Origin of the sequence: Pandoraea norimbergensis, from assembly GCF_001465545.3 — a bacterium.
GTDB lineage: Bacteria > Pseudomonadota > Gammaproteobacteria > Burkholderiales > Burkholderiaceae > Pandoraea > Pandoraea norimbergensis.
In genome coordinates, this window is record NZ_CP013480.3 from 920219 (window position 1) to 947201 (window position 26983).

Here is a 26983-nt window from a genome sequence, read left to right on the forward strand (position 1 = left end):
CTCACGCAGCAAGCATGAAAAAACCCCGCCCGTCGAATGACGCGCGGGTTTTTTCGTTGAGCGTGTCGCGATCAGTCGCGTGCGAACGGCAATTTCACCTCCGCCGGAATCGGGCAGACGTACGGGCGGCCTTGGCGGCGCTCGTGCAATTCGGCCTTGGCCTTGGCGAGCGTCTCCGGCGAGCGGAACAGATCGAGGGCCGATGCGGCCAGCGTTTTCGCCGCGAGCAACATGCCCTTGTGCGCCAGCGTGCTCTTGCCTTGCGCCACCAACTGCCACGAGTGGAACGGCGTGCCGAACGCATAGCAGGTCGTGAAGCACTGCGCCGTCGGGGTGATCCAGCTCACGTCGCCCACATCGGTCGAACCATGCAGCGTCGGTTCGTTGCCCGCCTGAAACAACGCCACATGATCGAACAACGGTTTCGGATTGCGCCATGCCTGACCGAGCGTGCGCGTGGCGCCTTCGATATCTTCCGGCGAGAGCGAACTGTCTTGCACACTGCGCGCGTAAGCGAGTTCGTCTTCGTCGTATTGCGGCGCACCGAACGTCTCCAGATTGCGATAGACGATGTCGTTGAGCACGCTGTTCTGCACGAGGTTGGAACACGCCTTGTCGAAGACGACGTCGACCGTGCAGCCCGTCATCAGGGCGGCACCGTTGGCGATGTTCTTCACGCGCTCGAACAGCTCCGACGCCTGATCGTTGCGCGGTGCGCGCACGAGATACAGCACCTCGGCGTTGGCCTGCACCACGTTCGGCGACGTGCCGCCCGTGTTGGTCACCGCGTAATGCACGCGCGCGTCGGGCAGCATGTGCTCGCGCATGTAGTTCACGCCGACGTTCATCAGCTCCACGGCGTCGAGTGCGCTGCGGCCCAGATGCGGTGACGCGGCGGCGTGCGACGCCTTGCCGTGAAAGCGGAAGTACGCCTGCACGTTTGCCAGCGAGCGCCCGTTGAACACGCCGTTATGCACGGCGGGGTGCCACGACAACGCCGCGTCGAGATCGTCGAACAACCCGGCGCGCGCCATGAACGTCTTACCCGAACCACCTTCCTCCGCGGGGCATCCGTAGAAGCGCACGGTGCCCGGCTGTCCGGTCGCGTCCAGATGCGCTTTGACGGCGGCAGCGGCCAAGTGAGCGGCCGTGCCCAGCAGATGGTGGCCGCAGCCGTGCCCGTTGCCGTTGCCGATTTCTGCCGACGGCTGGCATTGCAGCGCACCGGCTTCCTGACTCAGCCCGGAAAGCGCATCGTATTCACCGAGAATGCCGATGATCGGGCCGCCGTCGCCAGCTTCGGCGATGAAGGCTGTGGGAATCCCGGCGACGCCTCGCGTCACGTGAAAGCCGGCGGCTTCGAGCACTTCGATGTGCAATTCGCTCGATGCGAATTCTTCGTAGCGCAGTTCCGCGAGGTTCCAGATCTTGTCGGCGAGTTCGGTGAATTGCGGGGTGTGCTGCTCGATGTAGTCGAGCGGGGAAGCGATGTCAGACATGGAGTCCTCCTGATGATCTTGATGGGTTAAGCCAACGTGCGCTCAGAACTTCTGGCGCATGCCGAGGGCGAAGACGACGGGATTGATACCGGGGGTGCTGAGCGGATCGGCACCGAACGAGAGTGACGATTGCCCGTAATTGCGAAAGCCGCCCACGCGGGCATAGAGGCCGGTGAGCTTCGAGAACTGATAGTCGTAGCCGAGCAAAGCGCCGACCGCGTGATCAACCTTGCCCGCGACGTTGCGATAGATGACGCCTGCGCGCACCACATGGGGTCCACGTTGCCAGACCATGCCCAGCGAGTAGACCTGTGCGGTGAAGGTGCCCGGTCCGTTGGGACGCGTGAGCACATAGCTCGCCGAGCCCATCGTTTCGCCGAACTGATACGTAGCGCTGAGCATGTAGGCGTCGGTGCGCGGGCCATTGAGCGGTGCGCCGGGTGTCGTGCTGGTGCTCGTGTTGGCCCATACGGCGTTGTATGAGCCGGAGAGCATCAGCGGGCCGCGTCCGTAGTTCACCACCGTGCCGATATTGCTGGCGTTCGGGCTGGAACCTGCAACGTTGCGCGTGGCGTAGAGCACCGTCGCGTTGAGGCCCGCGATATCGGGTGTTTCGTAGCTGATGGCGTTGTCCACGCGCGCCTGAATCGACGCCGCACCGGGGCCGAGATCGGAGACGACGAGCGCACTCGTGGCATACGGCGAGAGTTGCCCGACCGACACGAACGGATCGATGCCTTCCGGACCGATGGCCGGATATTGCTTGCCGAACTTGATCGTGCCCCACTCGACGGACGACAGCGAGACGTTGGCTTCGCGGTTGTAGAACGCGCTGCTGCTTTGTTGCTTGCCGCTCATCAGATCGAAGCCGCTTTCGAGCCGGAACGCGGCGCGCATGCCGCCGCCAAGGTCTTCCGAGCCGGTGATGCCCCAGCGCGACGTGGATGCGCCGCCCGAGAGCAGTTGCAGGTTCTCTTGCCCGCTGTTGCGCGAATACATGAGAAAGCTGTCGACGGCGCCGTAAATCTGCACGGCGGCACTGGCGGGTGTCGCAACAGCGATGCCGATGCCGGCGAGGGCGAGCGCGAGCGAATATCGTTGTTTCATGTCTCTCTGAATCTTGTAGTTGGTCTGTCTTGGCTGATGCGCGACGCCACCGCGGCGGCCGGTGCACGAAATCGCGAGCGTGCAAGGCCCCGGGCCGCGCGCCGGAGCGGCGGCCTGTCGGTACAACGTCGAGTGCGAGAAGTACGAGAAGTACGAGAAGCGAGAAGTCGGGCGAGCCCGTGAGGCGGCTAGGCCTTGTGTGCAGCGCTCGAAGTGGCCGGTGCCACGGCGTCGGCCGGGCGCTCGGGGAAACACCACAGCGCAATCTGGCTCACCACGCCGCAGGCGAGCAGATACCACGCGGGCGACATGGCGTCGCCGGTACGGTGCAGCAGCCACGTCACGTTGAACTGCGCGAAGCCACCGAAGATCGTCACACCGAAGCTGTAGATCATCGCGAGCGCCGTGGCGCGCACGCGGCGCGGAAACGCTTCCATGATCAGCAGGAAGTACGAGCCGGTACCGAGCGATGCAATGCCCATGACGACGGTCACGATGCCGATCATGAGCGGCACGGAGGGTGCGGTCGTCAGCCACTTGAAGGCCGGATACACGCACAACAGCGTGATGAGCGACGTGACGATCACCACCGGCTTGCGACGTGCCACGCGATCCGTGATCCAAAGGCCCGAGACGAGCGACGACACCATGATGATGGCGCCCGAGGCACAACCCGCGAGGAACGACGTGGCCACCGGCAGGTGCAGCGTGCGCACGCCGTAAGCGGGCATGAAGAACACGATGATGTAGAGCATGGTCGTGCCGCCGACGAGCAGCAACGTGCCAAGCAGCACGCGCCCGAGGTAGTGACGCACGATCTCGCCCACAGCGCTTTGCTCGCGCTCGGGCGCTTCGAAGGTCTCATCGAGATTGCGACGGATATACATGCCGACGGGGCCGACCATCAGGCCGAGGATGAACGGCACGCGCCAGCCCCAGCTCTCCAGCGATGCCGGGGTGAGCAGCGACGAGAGCAATGCCCCCGAGAGCGCGCCGAGCAGCGCAGCGGCGCCCTGACTGACCATCTGCCAGCACACCATGAAGCCGCGTCGCGACGCCGGTCCCGATTCCATCAGGAACGTCGTCGATGCGCCGATTTCGCCCCCGGCGGAAAGCCCTTGCAACAACCGCCCGAACACGATCAGCACGGGAGCGATCACACCAATGCTCGCGTAGCTCGGCGTGAGCGCGATCAGCGCCGTGCCGATCATCATCAATGCGATGGTGAGCGAGAGCGCAGCACGCCGGCCCGCACGGTCGGCGTAGTTACCGATGAGAATGCCGCCGAGCGGGCGCATGACGAACCCCACGCCGAACGTTGCCATGGCGAGCAATAGCGGACCGGTGCCCGAACCCACGGGGAAGAAGTTCTTGCCGATGATGCCGGCAAAGAAGCTGAACACCGTGAAGTCGAACATTTCCAGACCGTTGCCGACCGACGTGGCGACGATGGTGCGGCGGCGTGATGCGCGTGTTTTGGCATCGCTCGTCGCGGACGGCGACGAACTCACCGCGTGTCCCGATGGCGGGGGCGAACTGGCAAGCGCGCCATTGAGGGGCGGGGCGGCGTTAGGCGTCATACGGGTTGTCTCCATGCATTGGGGGTGTCGTTCTGTCCATGCGCACGCATGCGACGATTCGGGCCGATAGTAATCAAGCCGTAATAATCCCGATACGCATAAATTCTTATCCTGATAACATCCATTTATCAGTGATAACCCTTGGTATGTAGCGATGAAACTCCACCAATTGCGGGCCCTCGTGGCCGTTGCCAACACGGGCAGCATTCACGAAGCGGCGCGCACGCTGCACGTCACGCAACCGGCCGTCACGCGTGCGCTGCGCGATCTCGAAACCGAAGTGGGGTTGATGTTGATCGTGCGCAGTTCGACCGGGGTGTCGCTCACGCATGAGGGGCGCGCGCTGCTTCAGCGGGCCGAGTTGATCGTCAATGAGATGACGCGCACGGAGGCGGAGATGACCCGCCTGCGCGATACCCGGCAGGGACGGGTTTCCATCGGCGTGACGCCGCTCTCGGCGATCACCGTGCTACCCAAGGCGTACAACCGATTTCGTCAGACGATGCCCGACGTGACGCTCGAGTTTTCGGAGTTCAGTGCGTCGCAATTGGTGGAGCAGTTGAAGAGCGGTGCGCTGGATTTTGCGCTGGGCTCGGGCGTGGATGCGCGTGAATTTGCGACCGTTCGCGCGGTGCATCTGGCGACGTTTCCGATGTGGTTTTCGGTGGCACGGCGCGGGCAACTGGCGAATGCCACTTCGCTTGCCGACTTGCAGGATGCCGAATGGCTGCACACGGCACCGTCGAGCGAATTTCAGGCATTCCTCACGGAGTTGTTTGCCCGGCAGGGGCTGGCACCGCCACGTCGTATTACGCGCTGCGCGTCGCAGACGCTCTTCTACAGTCTGGCCGTCAACAGCAATGTCGTGACGTCATGGACGCACCTTGCGCTGCGCACCGAAGGCGCGGCCGAAGAGCTCAAGACACTCGATCTGCTGGAGCAACCGCCTGCCCGCAAACTCTTTCTGTTGTTCCGCGACAGCGCGATTCTCACCGCACCCGCCGAATATTTCGTGCGATGTATCGAAGATGCGGTGAAGGCGGAGCAGGGCACGCGAGGCGCGCGCGCAGGCAAAGCGTCGTAGCGCTGGACACATCAAGGCATCAGCGCCATCGCCCGAGTGCACTGTCGTGCCGGAGGATTACCAGTTGATGTCGACGCAGAGCACTTGCAGGCCCTGCTTCGCCGGGGTGGCGATGGAGGCGGTCACGCAAAGGTGCGCCTCGTTGATCGACAGATACGGCGGCGTGAAATGCACTTCGCCGGGTTCGCGCATCGCCTGAATGAAGTACGGACGCCGCGCCCAGTTCGCGCCTTGCGAGTGCAGCAGCGGGCGGAAGCGTTTCGCGCGCTGCGACGAATGGTTGATCGGCAGCACGTTGTCGCCGATCTGACGGCCTGCCGCGTCGAGCAGAAAGCAGCGTGCCGCGTCGGGCAGCGCCAGCAGATCGTGCGACGCCTCGATGATATCCATGCCCTGTGCAATACGCGCGGCGGCCGCTTCGATACCCGCCACATACGGCGCGAGACGCGCGTGCTCGGCACGCTCGCGTTCCACCAACTGCGTGCGTAGCGCGGCGGAAAGGGCGTCCATGCGCTCGGCGGCGACCTTCGACGGCACGGGGTCGACATCCGGGGCGGCGAAATACTGACCCTGAACGAAGTCGACGTTGCACTCCAGCGCGATCAACGCTTCGCGGTCGGTGGTAAGCCCGCCCATCATCACCAGTTGCCCCGATTCGTGCAGCAGCGACACCAGTCCGGGGAGCACGCGTGCGAGATGTGACTGCTCGGTGGCTTGCGCGAGAATGCCGCGATCGAGCACCACGATGTCGGGGCGCAGATCCCACACGCGGTCGATATTCGAATGCTTGGCGCCGAAGCCGCCCAGCGCGATCACGAAGCCCGCTTTGCGCAGGCTGCCGACGATGGCGCCGAAGCGCGGCGTGTCGCCGCCCGCCTGCTCGGGCACTTCGAGCACCACGCGTTGCGGCGAGAGCCCGATGGCTTTGAGCGTCGCGATGAGCGCGTCGCCGTAGACCGTGTCCATCAGCGCGGCCGGATGCAGGTTCAGGAAGAGCCACGCGTCGCGGCTGTCGAATTCATGGAAGTTGCCCAGATGCAGCGATTCGGCGAGGCGGCCGAGTTCGAGCATGTCGCCGTGGCGCGCCGCGAGCGTGAAGACTTCGTGCGACGGTACGTGGCGGCCCTGCGCGTCATGCGCACGCAGCGACGCGTGATAGCCGATGGCGCGGCGGTGCGACACCGAGAAGACCGGCTGGAAGACGCTGCAAATGGTGAAGTCGCCGTAAATGACGATACGGCGGCCGTCGTCCGCCGCGGTGAGGCGGGGCGGCAACAAACCGGGGGCGTCGAGGTCGATCATGCTCATGGTGTGGACAGGCACGGGGGCGGCAATGTTGTTTACAGAATAGGTGAGCAAGAACCGTGCTCAAAGGCGCAGGGGCGGCGCCGGCGCTATTGTCCGTGATTTTCGGCCGCCAATGGGCCGCATCACGCCTGTATCGCACCAGTGTGTGGCGGGTTCGCACCATGTTGGGGCGAAGATCGAACCCGTCGGCCCACCGCTTCAGCCCCATCAAAGTCCCGCCTTTCGCTCAGGGCTGAAGCACCTGCGCCCTCCGCGCCACGCGCGCGAGCAGCAGCGCGCAGACCACATTGAACAGATGGAGGCCGCCGGGGCCGACCAGCGTCATGACGAGCGACGCGATCATCGGTCCGAGAATGCCCCCGACGGAAAACAGGATCAGCAACGTAGCGCTGACCACCACGCGTTGCTCGGGGGCGGTGCGATCGTTCACATGCGAGACGATCAGGCCGTACTGCGTGAAGTTGGCGGCGGAGAACAGGAACATCAGCAGGAACACGAGCCAGTGCGCCTGAATGACGATAAGGGGCGCGCAGAACGCGGCAGAGGCGAGCGCCAGCCGGCGCGACAGCGTGCGCCGGTCCATGCGGTCGGAGAGCCGGCCGATGGGCCACTGCATGAGCAGAGCACCGAACAGTGCCACGCCCATTAGCGTGGACAGACTGCCGATCGACAGCCCGATGCGCGTCAGGTAGATCGGCACGATGGCGTAGAACGCGCTGTACAGAAAGCCCGCGAGAATACAGCCGGGAATGGCGATGGGCGTCGCGCGGGCCATCTCGGTGATGCCGTCGAACAGGCTCATGGCCGGTTGCTTGACGAGGCGCTCATCGGCCACGCGCGTGGGCCAGCCCTGCATCAGCGTGATGGGCAGAATAGAGGCCACGAACAGACCCGCGACCAGCAACAGTTGCCCTTCGCTACCGGCTTCGCCAACGTTGAGCAGGAATTGTCCGGCACCTACGGCCAGATAGTTGATCGTGAGGTACGAGCCGAACACGCGCCCGCGCATGGTGTTGGGCACCGAGCCGTTGAGCCAGCTCTCGACCGTGGTGTACACGCCCATGAGCGCGAGCCCGGTGCCCAGACGAAACAGGCAGAGCATGAGCGTAGTTTCGCTCACGGCGAAGCCCATGACGAACAGCGCGGCCAATGCGGTGAAGGCGACGAACGCGCGATGTTGGCCGATGCGCTCGATGAGCGAGCGGTTGTAGAACGCGCCGAGCAGAAAGCCGCCGTAATAGCACGACTGAATCACGCCGACGGTAAACGTCGACGCGCCGTAGTGCAGCGCGTGGAACGGAATCGAAGTGGCGAACAGCCCGTTGCCGACGACCAGCACGCCGTAGGCGAGCAGAATGCCCATGAGCGCCGGATAGACACTGATGGGCAGCGGCACGGCATCCGCGGGTGCCGGACCGGGCGCAGGCGACGGCGCACCGAGCAGGGCACCTTCGGAGAGGGGGCCCCGGCGATCGGGTTCGTCTTCAGGCAAAGAGGTATCGAGCGACGGATCTCGCTGCATCGTGTCTCGTGGGCAGGTGAGCGATACCCTGAATCATCGCACGAGATCACAGGCGTCGACCCTGCCCGGCATCAAACACAGTGCACAAAGCGTGCCCCGCGAAGGGCACGCTTTGTCGTTGCGGCGACGACTTGGTGCGTCTCAATGCTCCGCGATGCCCGCGCCGTGCCACACATGCTGGCGGCGCTTCTTGCTGGCAATCCACGCGGCCGACAGCGCACTGATCAGCCCCGCACACAGCACGTAGATACAGATCAGCCACGGCTCGCCGCCATTCTTCTGCAACAAATAGGTGGCGATGATCGGACTCAGGCCGCTCGCGAAGATGCCCGAGAACTGGTAGACGAACGAGATGCCGGTGTAGCGCACCCGCGCGTCGAACAGTTCCGAGAACAGCGCGGCTTCGGGGCCATACACCGAGGCGTAGATGACGCCCAGCGGAATCACGATAGCGAGCCACACGAGAAACACATTGCCGCCGCTCGACTTCATCAGCCAGAACCCGGCGAACGACGACAGGCCGGTGAGGAGCGAGCCCCAGAAGTAGATACGGGTGCGCCCGACGCGGTCGGAGAGTTTGCCGAAGAACGGGATCGTGAAGATCATCACGAACGCGGCGGCCATCACCCCCATGAGCGCTTCGGTCTGCGAGAGCTTGAGCGTCTGCGTCAGATAGGCAATCGAGAACACGCCGAAGATGTTGAAGAACACCCCGTCGATGAAGCGCGCGCCCATGCCGGCGAGCACGTTGCCCGGGCTCTTGGTCAGCACTTCGGCAATCGGAATCTTGATCTCGGCACCGGCCTTCTTGATCTTCGAGAACTCGGGCGTTTCCATCACGTTCAATCGGATGTACATGCCGATGGCGACCAGCCCGACCGACAGGAAGAACGCCACACGCCAGCCCCATGCGAGAAACTGCGCGTTGGTGAGCGTGTACGACAGCAACGCCACCACCCCCGACGCAAGACACAGCCCGAGCGCCAGCCCGACCTGCGGAATGCTCGCGTAATAGCCGCGCTTCTCTTTGGGGGCGTATTCAAATGCCATGAGCACTGCACCGCCCCATTCGCCACCGAGCCCGATGCCTTGCAGCACGCGCAGAAAAAGCAGCAGACACGGCGCCCATAGGCCGATTTGCGCGAATGTGGGCACCAGCCCGATGAGCATGGTTGCCACGCCCATGATCGAGAGCGTCATCACGAGCATGCTCTTGCGACCGAGCTTGTCGCCGAAATGGCCGAAGATCACGCCGCCGAGCGGCCGGCTCAGAAAGCCCACCGCAAACGTGCCGTAGGCGAGCATGGTCGAGACGAGCGGGTCGCCACTCGGGAAATACAGTTTGTTGAAGACGATACCGGCGACGACGCCGTACAGGAAAAAGTCATACCACTCGATGGTGGCGCCGATCAGGCTGGCGACGACGACACGGCGCATCTGCCGGGCGTCGGTCTGAGTCGATGCATTCATGGTTGTCTCCGAATCTTTTAATGATGTGTGCCGTCTTTACTGCCAACGCTGCCTAGACTGCGACCGCCGTCGATGCGTGTGCTGCTGTTCTTGTGTCTGTGTCGCGATAAATCTCCGTCATGCCCGACCCTCGCCGGCCGTCTTCGAGAATCATGTCCGCCGCCTTCTCGGCGATCATGATCGTCGGTGCATTCGTGTTGCCCGAGACCAGCTCGGGCATGATCGAGGCGTCCACCACGCGCAGCCCGGCGAGACCGTGCACGCGCAGCCGGTCGTCCACCACGGCCATGGGGTCGTGCCCCATCTTGCAGGTGCCTGCGGGGTGATAGATCGACTGGCTGTAGCGGCGCGCGGCTTGCAGCAATTCGTCATCGCTCTGGTACTGCGCGCCCGGCACGAATTCGCTGATGATGTGCGGTGCCAGCGACGGCGCCGCGGCAATGCGGCGCGCCACCTTGATGCCGTCGATGACAACCTGATGGTCGCGCGCGTCCGACAAGTAGTTGGCGTGAATCGCCGGGTATTGCAGCGGATCGTTCGAGGCGATCTCCACGCTGCCCCGGCTGTGCGGACGCAACTGACAGACCGACGACGTGAATGCCGAGAACCGATGCGCGCCTTGGCCGGGCTTGTCCGCCGAGAGCGGCTGCATGTGGAACTGGATATCGGGGCGCTCGACCTCGGGGCGTGAGCGCGTGAAGATCGTCACCTGACTGGCCGCCAGCGTCAGCGGACCGGTGCGAGCGAACGCGTATTGCAGGCCGATGAGAGCCTTGCGCAACGGGTTGTTCACTTCGTCGTTCAGCGTGCGCTCGCGCGTCTTGAAGACGAGGCGCACTTGCAAGTGATCTTGCAAATTCTGGCCGACCCCCGGCAACGCGTGCCGTAGTGCGACGCCCGCTTTCGCCAGTACCGTGGTCGGGCCCACGCCCGAGTTCTGCAACAACTGCGGCGAGCCGATGGCCCCGGCGGCGAGAATCACCTCAACACGTGCCCGGGCTTTCTTGCGCTGCCCATCCTGCAAATACTCGACACCGACCGCACGCTTGCCGTCGAAGAGCACACGACACGTCTGTGCGCGCGTCTCGACAATCAGATTGCGCCGCTCGCGTGCGGGCTTCAGAAACCCTTTTGCCGTACTCCAGCGAAAGCCGCGAAATGCCGTCTGCTGGAAGTAACCCACGCCTTCCTGTGTGGCGCCGTTGTAATCCGCGTTGAACGGAATGCCAATGTCTTGCGCAGCGGCGATGAAGTGATCGGCGATGGGGCGGCGCAGTCGCAGGTCAGACACCTTGAGCGGGCCGCCCGCACCGTGATACTCGCTCGCGCCATGCTCCTGATCTTCCGACTTCTTGAAGTAGGGCAGCACGTCGGCATAGCGCCATCCGCGATTACCGAGCGAGGCCCAGCGGTCGTAATCCTGTCGCTGGCCGCGCACATAAAGCAGCCCGTTGAGCGAACTGGAGCCGCCGAGTACTTTGCCGCGCGGCCAGTCGATCTGACGATTCGCAACGTTCTCGTCGGCCTCGGTGCGATAGCACCAGTCGAGCGCCGGGTTGTGCATCGTCTTGAAGTAGCCGACGGGAATGTGAATCCACGGATTGCTATCCGGTCCGCCCGCTTCGAGCAGCAACACCTTGTTCGCGGGGTCGGCGCTCAGCCGGTTTGCGAGCACGCAGCCTGCCGAGCCCGCGCCGACGATCAGATAGTCCACCTCATGTTCCATACCGCCTGTCTCCTGCCTGAGTTCGCATCCGTGCACTGCGCCCGGATGAAACGATTCGTTTCGGATTGTTTCGATTCAATGTCGGCGAGCGTCTGAGAAATGCCAAGTGAAAAGACGCGGAGAACGGGAAACTGAAACGGAATTCGACGATGACGTCTCAGAACAAAGCAATTGCTGCGGCGCATCTGCGGGGTTTCACTAGGGGAGGAGGGCGGCGCTGAAGCGAGGGATGTCGCGTCCCCGGTCGTCGTCGAATGTCACTCGGACAGGGGTAATCCCGGGGCTGATGATCGTCAAATAATTGGTATATTTTGTTTCTTTTATTTTGATGGTCGGGTGCGAGGAGGCGCGATGCGCGAGACAGGCACGCTGGACGAACTGGACATTCGCGCGAGCGAAGAGGCGCGTAACCTGCGGGCACTGGCCATCATCGAGCGCCTGGCGATCGCCGGGCAGCCCTATACGCTGTCGCAACTGGCGACGCGTCTGTCGATCCCCAAAGCCACGCTCATGCGGCTGATCGAAGCGCTGGAGTTGTGCGGCTACGTGGCACATGTGCCTGATTCGCGCGGCTCGGAGCGCGGGTTGTCGCTGGGGCCGCGGGCGGCGCGTCTGGCGCTGGTCACACTGGCGAACAACAACTTCACGCGTGCCGCACGCTCGCTGCTGCGCGGACTGGTCGATCGCGTTGGCGAGACCGTCAATCTCACGGCACTCGACGGCGACGAGGTGCTCTACATCGAACGAGTGGAGACCAACGAGCCGCTACGCATGCAGATGCATCCGGGCATGCGGGTGCCGTTGCATTGCACGGCGAGCGGTAAGTTGTTTCTGTCGCAGATGCCGGCGGCCGAGCGGCGTGCCGTGCTCGCGCGCCTGACGCTCAAGCGGATGACACCGCGCACGATCACGGACGTGAGTCTGCTCGATGCCGAACTCGACCGGCTGGCGGCACGTGGCATCGGTATCGACAACGAAGAATTCGTGCGCGGCATGGTGGCCGTGGGGGTGCCGGTGCGCGCGCCTGACGACGGCCACGTGCGTGCCGTGCTGGCGGTGCATGGCCCGACGGCGCGTGTGACGCTGGAGGAGTTGCTGGGGTTGGTGCCGACGCTGCGCGAGACGGCGACGGCGTTGGTGCCGCTACTCGACTGGCAGCGCACGAGCAAGCAGGATGCGCTGGCAAAGAAGGGCGAAGCGGAGAAGGTTTGAGACGCTGAACAGGGCGCAGGGAACGCAAGCCTCGCGCCCCCGACATCCCATCATCGCTATCAGAACGTACTGGCGAGTTCCTTGGCGGCTTCCTGCAAGCGCGGCACGAATTCCATCGCTTTCGAGAGCGACGTGCGCGACACCGGCGCATGCACGGCCACGGCGGCGATGCACTGCCCATCTTCCTTGAGCACTGGTGCTGCGACGCAGGCGATCCCCAGCACGAACTCTTCGTTATCGACGGCAATGCCCTTGTGGGCGATGCGGTCGAGCTCGCTCTCGAGCAGTTCGGGATCGGTCAGCGTGTTGGGCGTGAAGCGTTGCAGCTTCATCGCACGCAGCAGGGCGGCACGCTGTTCGCGCGGCATCATCGCGAGCAGCAACTTGCCGCTGGCGCTGCTATGCGCAGGCACGTGTGAGCCGGGCTTGAGATCGAGACGCAGCGGCCACGGCGCTTCCATGCGGTCGAGATAGAGCACTTCCGTCTCGTGGAGCATCGTGAGGTTGCAGGTCTCGCCAAGGTCGGCGACGAGCCGGCCGAGAATCGCGTGACGCATGCGTCGCGCACCCGCCTGCATCATCACGCCCAGACTCAGTTGCGCGAGACGCGGGCCGATCACATAGGCGTTTTTCTGGCCGGGCTCGCGAATCACGAGGCCGCCCGCTTCGAGCGAGCCGAGCATGCGGTGCAACGATGCCTTGGGCATCTGGATGTCGTGCGCCATGTCGGCGAGCGAGACCGGGGCGTCGGCGGCCACCAGATATTCCAGTAAGGCGAACGCCCGCAGGGTCGGGGTGTCGGCCTTGCTGTCCGCCGAGGAGTCGCTCTTGGTCGCTGCGTCGTTCATATGCGCCGTTCCGGAAAATGGATCAGCGGTATTGTACCCAAACGGGTTGTCGAACGGCATTGGCAGGGTCCGATGCGTTTCAGTTCGCTCGAATGTAGACGACGCTATCTCGAGCGTCAATCGTTAATTATATTTTTCGGAACAATTTGTTTCTAAAAATAGTTAACGCTATGATGCCGAAAATGACGGTCAGACGGCGCGGTACAGGAGACGGACGTGATGCAAAGCCAGAGTGAAACCCAAAGTCAGCGCGTGTTTGCGCAACCCGATCACTTGATCGACGCGCGCAGCGTGTTCGGTATCGATGTCGATCTGAAGGTGCCTGCGTATCGCGAGCGCGACGACCACGTGCCCGAGATCGATACGGCCTATCGCTTCAACGCGGACGTGACGCTGGCCATTCTGGCGGGCTTCATGAACAACCGGCGCGTGATGGTGCAGGGCATGCACGGCACGGGCAAGTCGACGCATATCGAGCAGGTGGCCGCGCGTCTGAACTGGCCTTGCGTGCGCGTGAATCTCGACGGTCACATCAGCCGCCTCGATCTCGTCGGCAAAGACGCCATCGTCGTGCGCGACGGCCATCAGGTCACCGAGTTTCAGGAAGGCATCGTGCCGTGGGCTTTGCAACGGCCAGTGGCGCTGATCTTCGATGAGTACGACGCCGGCCGCCCCGACGTGATGTTCGTGATCCAGCGCATTCTCGAGCGCGACGGCAAGTTCACGCTGCTCGATCAGAACCGCGTGATTCATCCGCACCCGGGGTTCCGCATGTTTGCGACGACGAACACCGTAGGCCTCGGCAATCTGAACGGTCTCTATCACGGCACGCAGGTGCTCAATCATGCGCAGATCGACCGCTGGAACGTGGTCGCCACGCTCAACTATCTGTCGCGCGAAGACGAGGCCGGTATCGTGCTGGCGCGGGTGCCGGAGCTCGGCACCGACGCCGGGCGCACGCTGATCGACTCGATGGTCAGCGTGGCCGAACTTACCCGCAAGGGCTTTGCCACCGGCGATCTCTCCACCCTCATGTCGCCGCGCACGGTCATCAACTGGGCCGAGAACGTGGGCATCTTCCGCGACGAAGGGCTGGCGTTCCGCCTGACCTTTCTCAACAAGTGTGACGAGGCGGAACGGCCCATTGTCGCCGAGTACTACCAACGCGCGTTCGGTCGCGAACTGACGCTCGACGACGGCACGCGCTCGCTGCTGGCCGATGCGTCATGACGATCTCGGATCGCGAAGCCGCCCGGCGCGCCGCACGCGGCGAAGCGCTGTGCGCGGCCACCGTGCGAGCGCTCACCGGCGACGCCGCGTTGCACTACAGCGGCGCGCGGCTGTGCCGGAACATGCGGCCGCTGCCGTTGCATGCCCCGCACCTGCAAACGTTGCCGACGCCGCACGATCCGTTCCGTTCGTTGCGCGGGGCCGCCGACGGCGCGGCATTGCGCTTGCGTCACAGCGATGCCGCGTTGCATCGCAGCCTGCTCCCCGACGCGCCGCTGGAGCGCCTGTTGTTCGAGCTGCTCGAACAACTGCGCTGCGAAACCTTTGTACCACCGGGCATGCCGGGCATCGCCAGCAACCTGCGCGAGCGCTTCGAAGCGTGGTCGCGCGCGATGCACGAAACCGGGGTGGCCGACAGTCATGTGGGGTTGTTGCTCTACACCGTCGCGCAGATGAGTTGGTCGCGGCTGACGGGCTATCCGGTGATCGACGAGACGGAAGGTCTCATCGAAGCCACCCGCATGGCGATTGCGCCTGTCATCGGCGGCGCGTTGGCGGGCATGCGGCGCACACGTGCCGATCAGGCCGCGTTTGCCGTGTACGCGCGCGAACTGGCCGCCGAGATCGCCGCCATGATCCGGTCGGCGAGCGGCGAGCGCGACGATGCCGAACCCAAGGAAGATGAAGATCAGAAGGGCGTGCGCAATGCGTTCTCGCTGTTTCTCGATTTCGACGAACGCGAAGACGACGGCATTACGCTGGCGCACTCCGGCGACAGCCGCGTATTGAAGGCGTCGGAGCAGGGCTATCGCGTCTTTACGAACCGCTACGATCGCGAGGTCTATGCGGGCGCGCTGGTGCGCCGTACCCTGCTTGCGGAATTCCGCGAGCGGTTGGACGAGCGCATCGTCGCACAGGCCATCAACGTGCCGCGCCTCGCGCGTGCGCTCAAAGCCGCGCTGGCCGTCGCGCAACGTGACGGCTGGTCGTTCGGCGAAGAGCAGGGGCGCATTGATGGGCGACGGCTGGCACAACTCGTCAGCTCACCGGCGGAGCGCCGAATTTTCCGGTTGGAGAAACACACGCTCGTTGCCGAGTCGATGGTGAGTTTTCTGATCGATTGCTCGGGTTCGATGAAGGCGCAGATCGAATCGGTCGGCATGATCGTGGACGTCCTCTCCCGCGCACTCGATGCCGCCGGCGTCACCAACGAAATCCTCGGCTTTACCACCGGCGCATGGAATGGCGGGCGCGCGCGCACCGACTGGCTCGCACGCGGCAAGCCGCCGTTTCCGGGGCGCTTGAACGAAGTGTCGCATCTGATTTTCAAAGATGCGGTGACGAGTTGGCGGCGTGCGCGCACCGACATTGCCTCGCTCTTCAAGGCCGATCTGTTTCGGGAAGGTGTCGATGGCGAAGCGGTCGAATGGGCCTGTGAGCGTCTGCGCTCGCGCGTGGCGAACCGGCGCTTGTTGATCGTGATTTCCGACGGCAGCCCGATGGACGCCGCCACCAATCAGGTCAACGACGAACACTATCTCGATCACCATCTGCGTGAAGTCGTGGCGCAACAGCAAGCGCGTGGCGATGTCGAGGTGCTGGGGCTGGGTGTCGGTCTCGATTTGAGCCCGTACTACCGCAATGCACTGGCGCTCGATCTCACGTCACTGCCCGACATGACGATGTTCTCGAAGTTGGTGGAGTGGATCGGCAGCGGTGGCCGCCGGGGGCACTGATCAGATCATTGCGAGCAGGGCGCTGATCATCAGATGAGCGCCCAGCAGCATCAGCGTCGTGAAGGCGATTCGCCGCGTCACGACGCCTGAGAGCGGCGGCGGATGCCGGCGGGCCAGCAGCGTGGCCAGTGCAACCACAGGGAGCGCCATCCCCGCCTGCCACCAGACCGGCGCGGGCAACTGCCCGGCAAACGCACTGTAGACCGTGCGGATCGACGCGGTCACGGCAAACAGCAGAATCAACGCACAGCGGATCTGCACCAGCGTGAGCGGTTGCCGATAGAAATAGAAGATCAGCGGCGGCCCGGAAATGCCGAACATCCCACTCAGCAAGCCACCGAAAATCCCACTCAGGAAGAAACCCTTGTCGCCCGAGCGCTCTGGCTTGGGGGCTGGACGCAAGGCCGCACCGATGCCGCCGTAAAGCACGACGGCGCCCAGCAGCAGATGCAGCACGTTCGACGCCATGCCGTTGAGATAGTCGAACAGCAGCACGCCCACGACGACCGACGGGATGATGCCGAGTGTGGCGGCACCCACAGCCCGCCAGTCGATGTGATGCCATGTGCCGGGCAGCGCCAGCGCGCTGTTGACGAGCGTGACCAGACTCACGAGGATGGCCACGCTGGCGACCGGGGCGAGCCCAAAGCCGCTCGCGCCGCCCAGCACGATCATGCCCAGACCGAAGCCGGTCACGGTTTGAAAGTACGTCGCAAAGCCGAGCAACAACAGTAACGGCAACAGCGGAAGAATCGCGGGAAGTGTCATGCCGTCATGCGACGACGGGCGCTGCGGTGTTGGCGAGCCGGGCCAGCGCGGCCTGCGCCTGCACGCAGGTGACGCCGATGACGTAATAGATGTCGTCGGCGCTACAGCCGCGCGAAAGATCGTTGGCGGGGCGGTTGAGCCCTTGCAGCAGCGGGCCGATAGCTTTGGCACCGCCAATCCGTTCTGCGAGCTTGTAGCCGATGTTGCCAGCGTCGAGACTCGGGAAGATCAGCGTATTCGCGTGGCCTTCCACTTGCGAGTGAGCGACCTTGCGTTGGGCAATCTCGGCGACGATGGCCGCGTCGAGTTGAACGTCGCCATCGATCGCGAGTTGCGGACGAGCCGCTTTCACGAGACGTGTCGCTTCCACCACCTTGTCGACCGCCGCATGCCGGGCGCTGCCGCTGGTGGAGAACGAGAGCATCGCCACGCGCGGTGACTCCATCAGCAACGCTTGTGCGCTGTCGGCTGCGGCCATGGCAATTTGCGCCAGTTGCGCGGCATCGGGATCGACCACGAGCGCGCAGTCGGAAAAGATCAGACCGCCCTTCATCGTGTGGAACGGCTCGCAGAGCATCATCAGGAAGAAGCTCGACACGAGTTGAAACGACGGCTGCACGCCAACCAGTTGAATGGCCATGCGAACCACGTCGGCCGTGGTGTTGACGGCGCCGGCCACGGAGCCATCGGCATGACCGAGACGCAGCATCATGTTGGCGAAGCCCAACGGCGTGCGCATTTCGGCGGCGGCTTGCTCGCGCGTGATGCCCTTTTTTTCGCGCATGGCGAACCACGTCTGCGCGAATTCATCCGCCAGCGGTGAGGTCGCCGGATCGATCACTTCCATCCCGGCGAGATCGACACCGGCCGCGTCTGCTGCACGCAACGTCTTGTTGATGTCGCCGACGAGCACGATGCGGGCGATGCCTTCGCGCGTGGCGCGTGCGGCGGCTTCCAGCACGCGGGGGTCTTCCGATTCACACAGCACGATGCGCTGGGGGGCGCTGCGTGCCGTGTCGAGAATGCGGTGCATGGCTTTCATGATGTCAAAGCCCAGAAGCTCGCCGTCTTGGCGACGTGGCGAGCGGAATAAAAAAAGCGCCCCCGGCACCCACAGAGCCGGGAGCGCTATCACCCTGCATACAGCGCAAAACTACCGTACGACGATCAGACGTAGTCCTTGTACTTGTCGAGCGTGCGCACCGGCTTCGAGAGGGCATCGCGACGGAACGGATCGCCCAGCTCACGGGTACACATGATTTCGATGATGGTCGTCTTGCCGTGATTCATCTGCATGTCGATGGCCTTCTTGAGCGCCGGGCCCACGTCTTCCAGACGATCGACCACGATGCCTTCGGCGCCCATCGCCTTGGCGATACCGGCAAAGCTCGGGCTGTCGAGTTCTCCCGCCACAAAGCGGCGGTTGTAGAAGTCGACCTGATTCTTCTTCTCCGCGCCCCACTGACGGTTGTGGAACACCACGGCCGTGACCGGAATGTTATGGCGCACGCACGTCAGCGTCTCCATCAAGCTCATGCCCCATGCGCCGTCACCGGCGTACGACACGGCCGGGCGATGCGGTGCGGCAACCTTCGCGCCGATAATCGTCGGGAACGCGTAACCGCAGTTGCCCCAGCTCATGGCGGCGAAGAAGCTGCGCGGCTTGTTAAAGCGCAGGTAGCTGTTCGCGACCGAGTTGATGTTGCCGATGTCGGTCGAGACCATCACGTCTTCCGGCATGGCCTTCTCGAGTTCGCGCAGCACCTGACGCGGATGCAGATAGTGGCCGCCGTTGAACGTGCGTTCCTTCGCCTGCTCTTCGATCATGTCGAGGCTGTACGGATCGCGCTCGTGGGTCCACTCGTCGAGTTCCTTCTCCCACGCGGCCTTTTCCGTCGCGATCTGATCGGCGCGCGAACCACGCGTCGCATCGCACGCGAGTGTGCGCTCGGCCAGACGCTGCGACAGGGCGATAGCGGCGGCCTTGGCATCGCCGCAGATCCCGACCGAGATCTTCTTCACGAGACCGAGCATCTTGTGATCGGCATCGATCTGGATGATCTTGGCGTTCTTCGGCCAGTAGTCGAGGCCGTGCTGCGGCAGCGTGCCGAACGGTCCGAGTCGCGAGCCGAGGGCGACGACGACGTCGGCCTGTGCGAGCAGCTTCATCGCGGCCTTCGAGCCTTGATAGCCGAGCGGGCCGCACCACAGCGGATGATTGGCCGGGAACGAATCGTTGTGCAGGTAGCTGTTGACGACCGGTGCGCCCAGACGCTCGGCGAGTGCCTTGCATTCTTCGATGGCGTCGGCCATGACCACACCGCCGCCCGAGATGATCACCGGGAACTTGGCTTGTGCCAGCAATTCGGCCGCTTCGTTCAGACGCTCGTCGCCGCCTGCGCCACGATCGAGACGTTGCGGACGCGGAATCTCGGCCTTGATCTGGCCATAGAAATAGTCACGCGGGATGTTGAGTTGCGTCGGGCCCATTTCAGCCATGGCGCGGTCGAAGCAGCGGCCCGTGAATTCGGCCATGCGGGCCGGATGCGTCACGTGGCCCTGATACTTCGTGAACTCCTGGAACATCGGCAGTTGCTTCGCTTCCTGAAAGCCGCCGAGACCGATACCCATCGTGCCGGCTTCCGGCGTGACGATCACGACCGGGCTGTGCGCCCAGTAAGCGGCGGCAATTGCCGTCACGCAGTTGCTGATGCCGGGGCCATTCTGGCCGATCACGACACCATGACGGCCCGACACGCGAGCGTAGCCGTCGGCCATGTGGCCAGCGCCTTGTTCGTGCACGACCGGAATCAGACGAATGCCTGCGGGCGCGAAGATATCCATCGCATCCATGAAGGCCGAGCCCATGATGCCGAACATCTCGCTCACGCCGTTGGCGACCATCGTTTCGACAAACGCCTCAGACGGCGTCATGGTCTGCGGGCCCGCGTCGGTGGCCGTGAGTTGCTGGGTGGCCGTAGCCGGGTCTTTGGCGTTCATGGTGTCTCCAGTGAAAAATAAACGGAACAAATAATTCCGATTTCATTGCGTAAGTGGAAATCTAGGCGATTCATTCGCCCTGGTCAATCTGTATTTTTATTTATTGGTATGTTTTGTATTGAAAAATGTAACGTTCGGTTTGGCACAAAGACGGCGAGTGGGACGAGACGCCGTCGGCAAAAAGAAAAAATGCCCCGGCAGGCGGGGCAAAGAACCCGGCGTCTAATCCTTCAGCCACCCGCATGCAACAGGTGGCCGGCAGAGTGAACTGCCGCGCGCGAAGGGGGGGCAACGCCGGGTGGCTGACAGGTGTCATGGTCTTGCCGACATCACTCAGAACGCCGGGCGATCCTTGCGGAAGGCGTTCTTCACTTCGATCTTGCCGTCGCGCAGGGTGAACACGTCGACCATGCGCGCTTCCACACGGGTGCCGTCGGCCTTGGTGCCGCGAAAGGTCGATTCGGATACGCCGCGATTGCCGTTCACGAAGTGGTCGCCTTCGGTCCACGAGGCGTCCGGGAAGTTTTCCCACGCCGATTGGAAGGCGGCGCGCACCGCCTCGCGGCCCTCGAAGGTGCGGCCCATCATGTCGGGGCCCGCCACGGCGTGAAACACACACGTGTCGGTCATGCAGGCCATGAGGGCGTCGATGTCGTGCCGGTTCCAGGCGTCGTTGAACGAGGCCAGCAACTGGAGGTCGGCGGAGGCGTTAGATGTCGTCATTGATCAGTCCAAAAACAAGTGATTCAGATGAATCGGGTGAATCAGGTGAGGCCAATAAGGCAGAACGCACAGCGAGTCAACGCGCTTCGTCCTGCGCGTGGTATCGCTGATAAAGAAAGCGCTGGCCGATACGGCGGAACGGCGCGAAGCCTTGCCATTGCACGGTGCCGAACACGTTCGGGTATTGCAGCGCCGAGTCGTAGATCGGCAGGCTCCACGACGGATCGCGCTCACCGGCGATGCGCTGGGCGAGACGGCGTCCGGCGTGCGCCGAGAACGACACCCCGTTGCCGCCATAGCCCACCGCATAGAACAGGCTCTGGCGCGGGTCGGGTTGGGTGACGCGCGGCATCATGTCGTGGCTGACATCGACCCAGCCCCACCACGAGTAGTCCACGCGAATACCGCGCAACGCCGGGAATTTGCGATGCAGCCCCTCGACGAGCACGGCCATGTGTTTCGGATTTTGCGCATCGGCGCCGGTGATCGAACTGCGGCTGCCGATCTGCAAACGGTTGTCGGGCAGCAGCCGGTAGTAATAGCGAAGCGTGCGCGTATCGGTAATGACTTCGTGCGTGCGGAAGTTGGTGGCCGCGAGTTCTTCCGGCGTAAGCACGCGCGTGACGAGCGAGTTCGACAGAATCGGCATGATCTTCGCGCGCAACGCCTTGGTCACGTCGTTGCGGGTGTAGCCGCCCGTGGCGAACGCCACTGCCTTGGCGCGTACGACCCCGCGCGGCGTGCGCACGTGATGCACGCCGTTGATGGTTTCGACGCTGAGCACCGGCGTTGACGGATGGACTCGGGCGCCGAGCGCCCGCGCCATGCGCAGATAGCCGAACGCGAGCTTGAGCGGATGCACGCCGATGCCGTCCGGCTCGTGCAGCGCGCCGCAGTTCTCCTGATCGTCGACATACTGTTCGCGCACGTCGTCGCGCGAGAGGATGCGCGTGTCGTAACCGAACACGTCGCGCATGACCTTCGCTTCGTTGCGCAGGAAGTCCATCTTGCGCTCGCGGTGCGCGATGTAGAGATGGCCGCCCGGTTGCGGATCGCACGCGGGCACTTCGGCGACCAGCGATTTGAAGGTGTCGAAGCCTTCGCGAATTTCGGCGTCGAGCTTCAGTGCGGTTTCTTTGCCCCAGCGCTCGATCCACTGCGAACGATAGAGACGTCCGCTGGCGTTCTGGCCTTGTCCGCCGTTGCGGCTAGTGCAGCCCCAGCAGGTACGGTTGGCTTCGAGCACGGTCGCGCGGATGCCGTGTTCGCGAGCGAGGAATAGCGCCGTGGCAAGGCCGGTAAAGCCAGCGCCAACGATGACCACATCGACGTCGGCATCGCCGGGCAGCGGGCCATCGTCTTCGGGCGGATCGCCAGCGGTGGCGACCCAGTAGGTCGGTGCGTAATCCATGCCGAGTCCCGGGTTCGCCGAGACTAGCGGATCGTAAAGCGGATCGTACGGCGCAGCTTCGGAGCGACGATCCAGCGCGAAGGAATCAATCGTACCCACGGTAGGCTCCTGAGGAAATGAGCCCATACTGCCAAGAACAATTTCCGCGCATTAGTACCACCGGCGCTTTGTGATGGTGCCAGCGAAAAGCACCGTCGGCACAACCGCGACGCGTCGTCAGTGGTCCACCAAAATCACGTGACTGGCACCACACGTTCCTGCGATGTGGCTCTAAACGTCGTGATTTTTGGCTGTAGATACTGGGCCAGACAAATAGGTGGCCAGCCGTGCTGGTACACCTGCCGAACAACGTGTCGCGTGCCGGAGACAGGACATGCTCAGATTGCTCATTGGACTTGGTTTGCCGTACCTCGGCGTCGTCGGGCTCTTACCGTGGGCGGCCTCCGTCGACCGCTATGTGCTCGGCGTGCCGTTCATCTACGGCTGGATCTTCTTGTGGTTCGTACTGACCTCGGGCTGTCTCTATCTGTGCTGGATGCTGTTCGACCGCCATCAGGTTGAAGAACCCGCTTAAGCCCCGAGTTCTGCAAACGTCCACTTACGCCCACTTTCGTCTGCGCCCTCGCGCGCTAGCCGTTCCCCCTTCGTTACGCGCCTTTCGGAGATTACCTCGATGGCCACCCTCATTTTTGCCGGCTTCATTCTGTTGTCGGTCTATCTCGCATTGCGAGCGCGCGGCGGCCGCGGGCCGCAGAGCATGCACGACTTCTTCGTCGCATCGCGCCAGTTCGGCGCATGGCTCGTGTTCTTTCTCGCGGCCGGCGAGATCTACAGCATCGGCACGATGGTCGGGTTTCCGGGCGGCATCTACGCCAAAGGGCCGACGTACGGCGTCTGGTTCCTTGGCTACATCCTGCTGGCCTACCCGATCGGCTATTTTCTCGGGCCGAAAATCTGGGACGCCGGCAAGCGCTACAACGCGATCACGCTGCCCGATCTGTTCAAGGGGCACTTCAACAGCCGCTTTCTCGAATTGGTGGTGGCGGTGACCGCCATCGTGTTCCTGCTGCCTTGGGGCCAGTTGCAGTTCACCGGACTGGTCGCCGCACTCAAGAGCTTGGGCTGGAACTTCCAGCCGCTCTGGCTGATTTCGTTCTCGGCGCTGCTCGCGTTCATCTACATTGCGATTGCCGGGGTGCGTGCGTCGGCTTACATCGCCGTGCTCAAAGACATCCTGATGGTCGCGGCCATCGTGATCACCGGCGTGGCCGTGGCGTGGGAAGCGGGCGTGACGCCTGTGTTTCAGGCCGCCAGTCAGCACGTGAGCAATGCGATGAGCACGCAGCAACTGACGTTCGCGATGACGACAATCGTGTTCCAGTCGCTCGGCATGTACGTGATGCCATTTGGCGTGCAGAACTTCTTTACGGCGAAGAGCGCCAGTACGATCCGCCGCACGCAGGTCGCCATGCCGCTCTACATGCTGATGTATCCGTTTCTGGTGCTGGCGTCGTATTACGCCATCAGTCAGAACATTACGCTGAGCTCGCCCAACGAGGCGTTCTTCGCCGCCGTGACGCAACTGCTGCCGTCGTGGCTCGTGGGGTTGGTGGCTGCGGGCGCGGCACTCTCCGGGTTGCTGGTGCTGGCTGGCATCTGTCTCGCCTTGGGGCCGATCGTCACGCGCAACATCCTGTCCGGCATGCCCGAGCATCGGCAGAAGGCCAGTTCCAAGGTCGTGATCGTGCTGTATCTGCTGGGCTCCATCGTGCTGACGCTGCTCACGCCAAACCTGATGCTCACGCTTATCAACATGGCGTACTACGGCGTGACGCAGTTTCTGCCCGGTGTGATCGCCGTAGTGTTTCGTCTGCGGGTGCGGGCATCGGCGGTCGCGGCCGGTGTGCTGGCAGGACAAGGGCTGGCGCTCGTGCTTTACTTCAAGAACCCGGACCTCGGCGGCGTGAACCTCGGACTGATCTGCCTGATCGTCAACGTGGTGGTGATGGCCGTGTTGCACCTGATGCTCGGCGGCAGCCGTGAGCGTTCGATGGGCCCCGCCGTGGGCACGCTTTCCACCTACAAGAAGTAGAAATGACAGACAGAGACAACAAGGCGGTATCACGGAGCGACGTGCGTGTTTTTGCCGCGCGCAAGATTCTGACGATGAACCCGGCGCAACCGGTCGCGACGCACGTGGCCGTGTGCGACGGCAAGATTCTCGCGGTCGGCGGTTTGGACGACATGCGCCGCTGGACCGACGCCGCCCCCGACGAGACGTTGCGCGACAAGGTGCTGATGCCCGGTCTGGTCGAGGGGCATTGCCACCTGATGGAAGGCGCGATGTGGGACGCCGTCTATGTGGGCTATTACGACCGGCGCGGTCCAGACGGCTACTTGTGGGAGGGGTTGAAGACGCCCGCCGCCGTCATCGACAGGTTGCGTGAAGCTGAGCGCAAGCTGACCGACAATCACAAGCCGTTGCTCGCTTGGGGCTACGATCCGATCTTCTTCGAAGACACGCCGCTCGTGGCGCGCGATCTCGATACGATTTCGATCACGCGTCCCATCGCGATTCTGCACGCCAGCGTGCATCTGATGAATGTGAACACGCCGATGCTTGAGCTTGCGGGCATCGACGGCGACACCGATGTCGAAGGTGTCGTGATGGGCGCCGATGGCGAGCCGACGGGCGAGTTGCAGGAATTCGCCGCGATGTTCCCTGTGTACCGCGTGATCGGCGAAGGCTTGTCGATTGCTGCCAGCGAGAGCCCGCGCGCTATCTGGAATTTCGGACGCGTGGCGCAGCTTGCCGGGGTGACGACGGCGACCGACCTCGTCAACGACCTGACCGAGACCGGTAACGCCAATCTGCACGAGATCACGGCCGACCCCGCTTATCCGATTCGCATCGTGCCCGCCTTCGCGCCGCAACGTTGCCCGGAAGGCGGACCGGAACGTGTCCTGAATGCGCGCGAAGGCAACACCGACAAACTGCATTACGGACCGGTGAAGTTCATCGTCGATGGCTCGATTCAGGGCTTTACGGCGCGCGTGCGCTGGCCGGGGTATTTCAACGGCAAGCCGAACGGCCTCTGGTTGATTCCGCCGTCGCAACTGGTCGACACGTTCATGCCGTTCCATGCGGCAGGTCTGCAACTGCATATCCATACGAACGGCGACGAAGCGACCGACGTGGTGCTCGACGCCATCGAAACGCTGCTGGCGCGCCACCCGCGTGTGGATCATCGTCACACACTGCAACATTGCCAGATGGCCGATGTTGCGCAGCTCACCCGCGCACAACGGCTGGGCATGTGCGTGAACTTCTTCGCCAATCACGTGTACTACTGGGGCGACGCGCACTACCAGCAGACGATGGGGCCAGATCGCGCAAACCGCATGGACGCCGCTGAGATCGCGCGACAACTCGGTCTGCCGTTTGCGCTGCATTCGGACGCACCGATCACGCAACTCAATCCGCTGTTCACCGCGTGGTGTGCGACCAAGCGCGAGACGTCCTCGGGCCGCATTCTCGGTGAATCGCTTCGCTTGCCCGTGGCCGACGCGTTGCGTGCCGTGACGTTGGGCGCCGCGTTCTCGCTCGGTATGGACCATCTGATCGGCAGCATCGAAGTCGGCAAGTACGCGGACTTCGCGGTGCTCGATGCCGATCCGTACGAGGTGCCGATCGACGACCTGCGGCAAATGCCGGTCTGGGGCACGGTGCTGGGCGGCGAGGTGTTCCGCTCCCCGGCGTGATGGATACCGTCATGACGCCGGGGAGCGGAACACTTCGCCCGCCGATTCCGATGATCGTACTCGGCGGTTATCTTGGCGCCGGCAAGACGACACTGATCAACGCCCTGCTGCGCAATGCGGACGGCTTGCGTGTGACCGTGCTCGTCAACGACTTCGGTTCGATCAACGTCGATGCCGCGCTCATTCGCGAGCGTGGCGACGACGTGATCGGGCTGGAAAACGGCTGCGTGTGCTGCACCATCGGCGGCCGTCTGGTGGAAACGCTGTTGGCGCTCAGTGAACGTGCCGAGCGCCCCGACTTGCTGGTGATCGAAGCGAGTGGCGTCTCCGACCCGGTGCGCATTGCTCAGGTCGGCATGCTCGGCCGGGCATTCCGACTGCACGGCATTGTGGTTGCCGTGGATGTCGACGGCATCGATGACGTACTCGACGATCGTTACGTCGGCGATATTGCACGGCGGCAGATCGAAGCGGCCAGCACGCTGGTACTCACCAAGATCGACCTCGTGGGGGAAGACAAGCTGCGCGCCGCGCGCAACCGGCTGTCCTCGCTGGGCGCGACTCAGGTAGTCGTGACGGCAGAGAACGGTGTCGTGCCGACGGCGATCCTGTTTCCCGATGACGAAATCGCGTTGTCGGGCGACTTTCCGGCGCGCCCCCTGCGTGCGCCGTCGCGCGCATTGCCAGCAGGGCTGCGCAGTTTCAACGTGGAAACGTCTGAAGTGTTCGACCGCACTCGTCTGAAGGCGGCGTTGGCGATGTATCCGGGCCAGCTTTGGCGCGCCAAGGGCTTTGTCTCTCTGCAACCGGGCCAGATGAGCGAACTGCATGTCGTGGGGCGTCGCTCGATGCTCACCCGGCGCCCGGATCTTCCCTCGCAAACGTCGGTGATCGTGCTCATCGGCATCTTCTCCGACGACGAGCAGCGTCTGCTCTCTCAAGCACTGCATTCGGCCTGCCACTGACGCCGCCAACCCGTCTCGGCGTTCACACCTCA

The 26983-nt window shown here is 63.6% G+C and carries 21 protein-coding genes; 8 read left to right on the top strand and 13 right to left on the bottom strand.

Annotated features, from left to right (window positions below):
* Positions 1-71: 71 nt before the first annotated feature.
* From AT302_RS04155 to AT302_RS04165, 3 genes are all read right to left on the bottom strand, one after another.
* Positions 72-1499, bottom strand: a complete 1428-nt coding sequence (locus AT302_RS04155; RefSeq protein WP_058377343.1) for a M20 family metallopeptidase — start codon at positions 1497-1499, stop codon at positions 72-74.
* A gap of 42 nt (positions 1500-1541) precedes the next feature.
* Positions 1542-2606, bottom strand: a complete 1065-nt coding sequence (locus tag AT302_RS04160) for a porin (RefSeq protein WP_058377344.1) — start codon at positions 2604-2606, stop codon at positions 1542-1544.
* 188 nt (positions 2607-2794) lie between these two features.
* Positions 2795-4186: an MFS transporter gene (locus AT302_RS04165; RefSeq protein ID WP_058377345.1), complete on the bottom strand. Its 1392-nt coding sequence runs from the start codon at positions 4184-4186 to the stop codon at positions 2795-2797.
* Between the two features lie 154 nt (positions 4187-4340).
* Between AT302_RS04165 and AT302_RS04170 the strand changes: the two genes are divergently transcribed.
* Positions 4341-5270, top strand: a complete 930-nt coding sequence (locus AT302_RS04170) for a LysR family transcriptional regulator (protein ID WP_064675031.1) — start codon at positions 4341-4343, stop codon at positions 5268-5270.
* Between the two features lie 57 nt (positions 5271-5327).
* Here the strand turns inward: AT302_RS04170 and AT302_RS04175 are convergent, their stop codons facing one another.
* The 4 genes from AT302_RS04175 to AT302_RS04190 all read right to left on the bottom strand — a co-directional run bounded on the left by AT302_RS04175 (position 5328) and on the right by AT302_RS04190 (position 11296).
* Positions 5328-6578, bottom strand: a complete 1251-nt coding sequence (locus AT302_RS04175; protein WP_058380091.1) for a sensor domain-containing phosphodiesterase — start codon at positions 6576-6578, stop codon at positions 5328-5330.
* Between the two features lie 226 nt (positions 6579-6804).
* Complete coding sequence (locus AT302_RS04180) at positions 6805-8100, bottom strand: MFS transporter (protein WP_058377347.1); 1296 nt, start codon at positions 8098-8100, stop codon at positions 6805-6807.
* 141 nt (positions 8101-8241) lie between these two features.
* Positions 8242-9570: an MFS transporter gene (locus AT302_RS04185; protein WP_058377348.1), complete on the bottom strand. Its 1329-nt coding sequence runs from the start codon at positions 9568-9570 to the stop codon at positions 8242-8244.
* Between the two features lie 52 nt (positions 9571-9622).
* Positions 9623-11296, bottom strand: a complete 1674-nt coding sequence (locus AT302_RS04190) for a GMC family oxidoreductase (protein ID WP_058377349.1) — start codon at positions 11294-11296, stop codon at positions 9623-9625.
* 351 nt (positions 11297-11647) lie between these two features.
* Between AT302_RS04190 and AT302_RS04195 the strand changes: the two genes are divergently transcribed.
* Positions 11648-12508, top strand: a complete 861-nt coding sequence (locus AT302_RS04195) for an IclR family transcriptional regulator (protein ID WP_058377350.1) — start codon at positions 11648-11650, stop codon at positions 12506-12508.
* A gap of 59 nt (positions 12509-12567) precedes the next feature.
* Here the strand turns inward: AT302_RS04195 and AT302_RS04200 are convergent, their stop codons facing one another.
* Complete coding sequence (locus tag AT302_RS04200; RefSeq protein WP_058377351.1) at positions 12568-13356, bottom strand: IclR family transcriptional regulator; 789 nt, start codon at positions 13354-13356, stop codon at positions 12568-12570.
* Positions 13357-13575: 219 nt separating this feature from the next.
* On the opposite strand from AT302_RS04200, the gene AT302_RS04205 reads away from it, so the two are divergent.
* Positions 13576-14586, top strand: coding sequence for an AAA family ATPase (locus tag AT302_RS04205; protein WP_058377352.1), 1011 nt, complete (start codon positions 13576-13578; stop codon positions 14584-14586).
* Complete coding sequence (locus AT302_RS04210; RefSeq protein ID WP_058377353.1) at positions 14583-16322, top strand: cobaltochelatase CobT-related protein; 1740 nt, start codon at positions 14583-14585, stop codon at positions 16320-16322. Before AT302_RS04205 ends, AT302_RS04210 begins: the two co-directional genes overlap by 4 nt.
* On the opposite strand, the gene AT302_RS04215 is transcribed toward AT302_RS04210, so the two are convergent.
* From AT302_RS04215 to AT302_RS04235, 5 genes are all read right to left on the bottom strand, one after another.
* Positions 16323-17090 (bottom strand): sulfite exporter TauE/SafE family protein, encoded by a 768-nt coding sequence (locus tag AT302_RS04215; protein WP_058377354.1) that lies wholly within the window; start codon positions 17088-17090, stop codon positions 16323-16325.
* Positions 17091-17094: 4 nt separating this feature from the next.
* Positions 17095-18132, bottom strand: a complete 1038-nt coding sequence (gene pta, locus AT302_RS04220) for a phosphate acetyltransferase (protein WP_058377355.1) — start codon at positions 18130-18132, stop codon at positions 17095-17097.
* Positions 18133-18257: 125 nt separating this feature from the next.
* Positions 18258-20090 (bottom strand): sulfoacetaldehyde acetyltransferase, encoded by a 1833-nt coding sequence (gene xsc, locus AT302_RS04225; protein ID WP_174554600.1) that lies wholly within the window; start codon positions 20088-20090, stop codon positions 18258-18260.
* Between the two features lie 333 nt (positions 20091-20423).
* Complete coding sequence (locus tag AT302_RS04230; protein WP_058377356.1) at positions 20424-20813, bottom strand: nuclear transport factor 2 family protein; 390 nt, start codon at positions 20811-20813, stop codon at positions 20424-20426.
* A 76-nt stretch (positions 20814-20889) separates the two neighbouring features.
* A complete protein-coding gene (locus tag AT302_RS04235) occupies positions 20890-22350 on the bottom strand; it encodes an NAD(P)/FAD-dependent oxidoreductase (RefSeq protein WP_058377357.1) in 1461 nt (486 codons plus the stop codon).
* Between the two features lie 247 nt (positions 22351-22597).
* Here AT302_RS04235 and AT302_RS04240 point away from each other — a divergent pair, with 247 nt between their 5' ends.
* The 4 genes from AT302_RS04240 (at position 22598) to AT302_RS04255 (ending at position 26951) form a co-directional block, all read left to right on the top strand.
* Complete coding sequence (locus AT302_RS04240; RefSeq protein ID WP_058377358.1) at positions 22598-22798, top strand: DUF3311 domain-containing protein; 201 nt, start codon at positions 22598-22600, stop codon at positions 22796-22798.
* A gap of 99 nt (positions 22799-22897) precedes the next feature.
* Positions 22898-24316 carry a sodium:solute symporter family protein gene (locus AT302_RS04245; RefSeq protein ID WP_058377359.1) on the top strand — a complete coding sequence of 473 codons (1419 nt, stop codon included), beginning with the start codon at positions 22898-22900 and terminating at the stop codon, positions 24314-24316.
* Positions 24317-24318: 2 nt separating this feature from the next.
* Positions 24319-25986, top strand: a complete 1668-nt coding sequence (locus AT302_RS04250; protein ID WP_058377360.1) for an amidohydrolase — start codon at positions 24319-24321, stop codon at positions 25984-25986.
* Between the two features lie 11 nt (positions 25987-25997).
* The gene (locus AT302_RS04255; protein ID WP_237172057.1) at positions 25998-26951 is read left to right on the top strand and encodes a CobW family GTP-binding protein; all 954 of its coding nucleotides are present in this window, start codon (positions 25998-26000) and stop codon (positions 26949-26951) included.
* Positions 26952-26983: the final 32 nt, after the last annotated feature.